Source organism: Neisseria sp. P0001.S007 (assembly GCF_051963655.1).
Classification (GTDB): domain Bacteria; phylum Pseudomonadota; class Gammaproteobacteria; order Burkholderiales; family Neisseriaceae; genus Neisseria; species Neisseria subflava_A.
Genome location: NZ_JBQCUB010000019.1, coordinates 1 through 4,344, shown reverse-complemented (window position 1 = coordinate 4,344; position 4,344 = coordinate 1). Strand labels below are relative to the sequence as shown.

4 protein-coding genes are annotated in these 4,344 nt (G+C 52.0%); all 4 read right to left on the bottom strand.

Annotation, left to right across the window (positions count from 1 at the left end; genetic code table 11):
* A partial coding sequence (locus ACTHRE_RS10990) for a hemagglutinin repeat-containing protein (protein WP_440345076.1) occupies positions 1 to 262 on the bottom strand: 262 nt, incomplete at its 3' end.
* Positions 220 to 411, bottom strand: coding sequence for a hypothetical protein (locus ACTHRE_RS10985; protein ID WP_083323879.1), 192 nt, complete (start codon positions 409 to 411; stop codon positions 220 to 222). The genes ACTHRE_RS10990 and ACTHRE_RS10985, both read right to left, overlap by 43 nt.
* Positions 404 to 832: a hypothetical protein gene (locus ACTHRE_RS10980; RefSeq protein ID WP_070461644.1), complete on the bottom strand. Its 429-nt coding sequence runs from the start codon at positions 830 to 832 to the stop codon at positions 404 to 406. The genes ACTHRE_RS10985 and ACTHRE_RS10980 overlap by 8 nt, the downstream gene beginning before the upstream one ends.
* A 2-nt stretch (positions 833 to 834) precedes the next feature.
* A partial coding sequence (locus tag ACTHRE_RS10975) for a DNA/RNA non-specific endonuclease (protein WP_440345274.1) occupies positions 835 to 4,344 on the bottom strand: 3,510 nt, incomplete at its 5' end.

Here is a 4,344-nt window from a genome sequence, read left to right as displayed (position 1 = left end):
CCTGATCGTTAAAGGTGCCGAAGGGGGTGATATGGTCGCGGTTGTCGATGGAGAAACCGCTACGCTTGCTGCTGCCGGTTTGCCGGCGGCTGTCGGCCGCGGCCAGCAGTCGGATGTCGTCGCGGGCATACAGCAGGGCATCGCCTTCGGCGGAGATTTGTGTGCCTTTGGCTTCGATGTTGCCTTCGGTGGCACGGATGCTGAGATGGCGGCCGGCCGTCAGCGAGCTGCCGACGGCTTCGGCGCTGCTGCCATCCTGCACCTGCGTGCTGCGGCTGCGGCGGCGGGCACAATCAGAGCCGAACCGAAACCGAGCAGCAGGCTGAAAGCCAGCGTGCCCAAATGCAAACGACAGCCTGAATGGGGTTTCGGGCTGCCTTTAATCTGCATTATGGAATCATGATTAGCCATACGGGTTTTCTGTTTTTTGCTTTTCTTCTTTAAACCATTGTTCAAAAATATTACCCGGTGTTAAATCATCTCTATGCGAGAAAAATTTTTCATATGAATAATTAGCGGATGCTTTCTGATTTACATTGTCATATATGAGTTTCAACTGAGTTGGAATTTCCTGATGATTCTCGGCAAAGACAGAGCATAGTTCCGAATAATCTTCCATTCCAAGATTAAGAAACTGCCATTGAATCTCTTTTGTATTAAAAGACTCCTTTCTCATAATTTTATTACCCACTTTAAAAAAAGCATCAAAAGACAATACGTTTCTTTCCCTTGCACCATATATATAGACAGCGGTAACCCCCTCTCCTGAAAATTCAAGTGCCAAGCTAAGCATACGTTCTTGTATTTCTGATATCTTATCTTCAAATTTCATTTTTACTTTCCTGTGTTGTAAATCTTTTCAACTTTTTTAATGCCATCAATTTCATATTGAATAACAAAATGATCTGGCCTTAAACTATTTCCCTTGTATTGTATATCAACATTTACCGTTACGCGTTTCTTTTCCATTAATGCATTTGCCCATTCATTTTCTAGAATTTTATAATTGCTTAAATTAACTCCGCTAAGCTGGGATACCAGATTATCCAACTTTGGAGACCCGCCAAATCTATCTCCCGCCAAATGACCAGCATGATCACCACTGAGTTTTCCCGGAGTATTAGGGTTATGATGAAGCCTGTCGGAACGTTTGGTTAACTGAAGCTCTTGTGCTTCCCATGTTTTTAACCGCCCAAGATGATCAGTTTGGTATATATATTCAAACTCTCCGGCTTGATATGTTACATTTGGTTTTAGTTTTCCTTTCTGATCAAAATGCGATCCGTCTTTGATAATTGTATCAGACGAAATAGTTTGGGTGCTATTCTGAAGTTTCGAGTTATTCGTGTTCAAGCGGTTATTGCGGGCGGGAGGCTGTTTGTTGTGCACATTTTCTTCCAGACGCCCGATTCCGCCCTGCTTGCCAAAGGTCTGATCATATACCGCATTCCCTTGTCCGACTTTCTCCGCAACATTGCCTACCGCTTTGTCAAACTTCTCTCCCGCCGTGCCGCCTTTGGGTGGCGAAGATTCGGGCTGCCCGCTTCCTTTGGCTGATGTGCTGCCTTTGCCGGTTGCGCCGGATTTGGTGCCGCCCTTGCCGTGCGCACGGCTTTCCATTGGAAGAGACGGGCTTTCAGGCTGCACTCTGTGCGGCAATCCGATACCCTCCGGTGTGGCCAGTCCGCATTGCGCACCATGGCAGAAATTGTCAAAGCCTTCCTTTATTTTTTGAAGCTCTTGCTTCCCGTTGTCTGCGACTTTTCGCGCAAACCTCCCGCTTTCGCCAACCAAATTCCCGCCTACATAGCGAACCCCTTTACTGATGATTTCTCCACCGTGTTTTGCAGCTTTTCCGGGAACGATAAAACCGCCTACATTGGCTGTAGCCGTTTCCATGTCATCGACCGCATCACCCAAATTGCCATTGGCAACAGCATGTCCGAAATTGCTGCTATGCCGTTTGAACAGGCTCCATTCGTGCCGGATGGCTGTACCGGCAGAATCGATTACTTTATCCCGCTCCTCTTGGTTGGTAGCCAACTGTTCCAGCTTATTCCAGACCCGATCCGGATTTTGAATGACGTACTTCCCTCCGTTCCATAATCCTTCACCGAGACCGATAATGCCTTCTCCGGTATCAATCAAGATACGATCGGCAACGCGTATGTCAAATGGGGCACTGAAGACTTTCTCAACTGCCCGCTCAGTAAATGGTTTGTCCGGCTGTTGGCCATCAGCTACCTGCTGGGGGAGATTGCCGAGACGGGGCGATTTTCCTACTGAGAAAGCGCCACGAAGGGTGTACCAAAAATCGGACGGACGTAACAGGCTCTTACGCTGATTGGTGTGGTTAAATGAAATGCCGTCGAGATAATGGGTGATATCGGCAGCTTTTTGACGGTCACTCTCCAAATAGGCAATATCGGTCATATTTTCCCAAATGATAAAGTGCCGGCTGCTGTAACCTTCTTTGCCGATCCAATCGGGGAGAACGGTAACGACCGGTAAGTTTTTTGCATCGTCTCCTGCTTGGTTAGGTGAAATAGAATCGGTTTGTGTAACAGGCTCAAGTTGAGCCCATTTTCTTCTGGGTGGATACTGCCTGCTTGCATAAAGCGGCGCATATTCTTCACTGGTGACATATTGCAAGCCTTCACGTATTTCAACTTTTTTCGCGGCGCACGCAGGATCTTGGTCGCCTCCGCGTTGGCATTGCAGTATCAAATCATTGCGGTTTTTTGCGCTGCGCATACGGGCGTCTGCAAATGTTTCATCCAGACATTTTTTATCGCCTATCGCGCATTGTTCCAATCTTCTTTCAAACTCGATGGTTTCTTCTTTGCTCAGATAGTTATTCTCCACCGCATTCTGTCCGACCGTCCCGGCAACTTGCGCATCAAACAACGCTCCGTTGCTGCTGTTCGTGCCGTTCAGACTGCCTCCGGCCGCACCCACCACCGAAGCAAGCGCCCCGGTCTGCGCTTTGATCTCTTCTTTAATGTGCTCGGGCAGAAGGTTGGGATTGAATTTTCCGCTTATCGGGTCAATCGCGGTCTTGCCGTCGTCGTATTGTTTGGCCAGGTATTCGGCTGCGCGTTCGGCGGCAACGGCAGCGCTGCCGCCGGCAAGCGGGTCGGCGCCGTTGGCGTAGGCCAAGGCGGCACCGAGCATAAAGTGGCCGATTGCTTGCGCGGCTTCGTTTTTGTTTTCACCGTGGCCGAAGCGCTTGCCGATGGCGGCTGCGGCATACGGCGCCAACGTATTGGCCGCCAGCTGTAAATCACCCTGGCCGCCCAATGCGCCGGTAATCAGGGTTTCGGCGGCGCTAAGCGCACGGCTTTTGCTGCCGCCTACGCCCCAGCTTCGGGCTTCTTGGTAAGCTTGGGCATACTTCGCGTTCCCCAGCCTCATGGACAGCCGTTCGCTGTCGCTTTTACCGGCATATTGCTCATAACTGCCGTCGTTTTGCTCTTTCAGACGGCCTTCGTAAGCGGCCTGTTGTTTTTCCAGCTCTTCGGCTGCCGCTTTGGCACGGTTGCCACTATAGGTGGCAACGGCGCTGTGGATGACGGCAGTCGATTGGGCGACGGTTTGCTGTTTGTCGAGTAGGTTTTGCAGATCGGGTACGGCTTCGGCGCTGCGGTGGGCGTTTTGCAGATCGGTTTGGATGCCGAGTGCGCGGGCGCTGGTGGCTTGGTCGCCGATGGTGATGTTGCCTTCGCTGAGTACGGAGCGGGTATAGCCTTGGCTGCCGCCGCTTTCATGTTGCGGCAGGGTGGGGCTGTAGTTGAGGCCTTGCTTGATGTTTTGGCCGGCGGTTTGGGACGCACGGCCGAAGGCGCTTTGATTGAAGCCGCCGCTGCCTTTCAGGCTGCCGCCGTAGCCGGCGCCGATGCCCATGCTGCTGGCGCTGTAGCTGCTTTCGTTGCGGATGTCTTCAAAGCTGAAACTGCGGGCGGTCAGTTCGTTGTGATCTTTATCTGCGGCAGAAGCGATGGCACCGCCTTTAAGCCGGACGCTATCGGCTGTGATGTGGTAGCCGCCTTCGCCGGCAAAGAGACCGCTTTGGCTGCCGACGCTGCGGCTGTGGCCGCTGGCTTTGCTTTGGTTGTAGTTGCCGGATACGCTCCATGCGGTACCGAGCGCGACTTGGGCGCGGATGCCGCCGCCGCTTTGTTTGCTTTCCTGTTCGACAGTGTCCTGCGGGCTTTCGATGTGCAGTGTGCCGCCGACTTCGGCGTCGATGCGTTTTGCATGGGCTTGAGCACCGTTCAGCACGGTATTGCCCTTGCTGCTGAGCTGCAGTTTGTCCGATTGCAGCAGGGTGTTTTGATGGGTTTG

Bases quoted from the DNA above. Each gene is read 5' to 3' on its own strand.
- ACTHRE_RS10985 (WP_083323879.1), bottom strand. From the start codon at position 411: ATGGCTAATCATGATTCCATAATGCAGATTAAAGGCAGCCCGAAACCC.
- ACTHRE_RS10980 (WP_070461644.1), bottom strand. From the start codon at position 832: ATGAAATTTGAAGATAAGATATCAGAAATACAAGAACGTATGCTTAGC.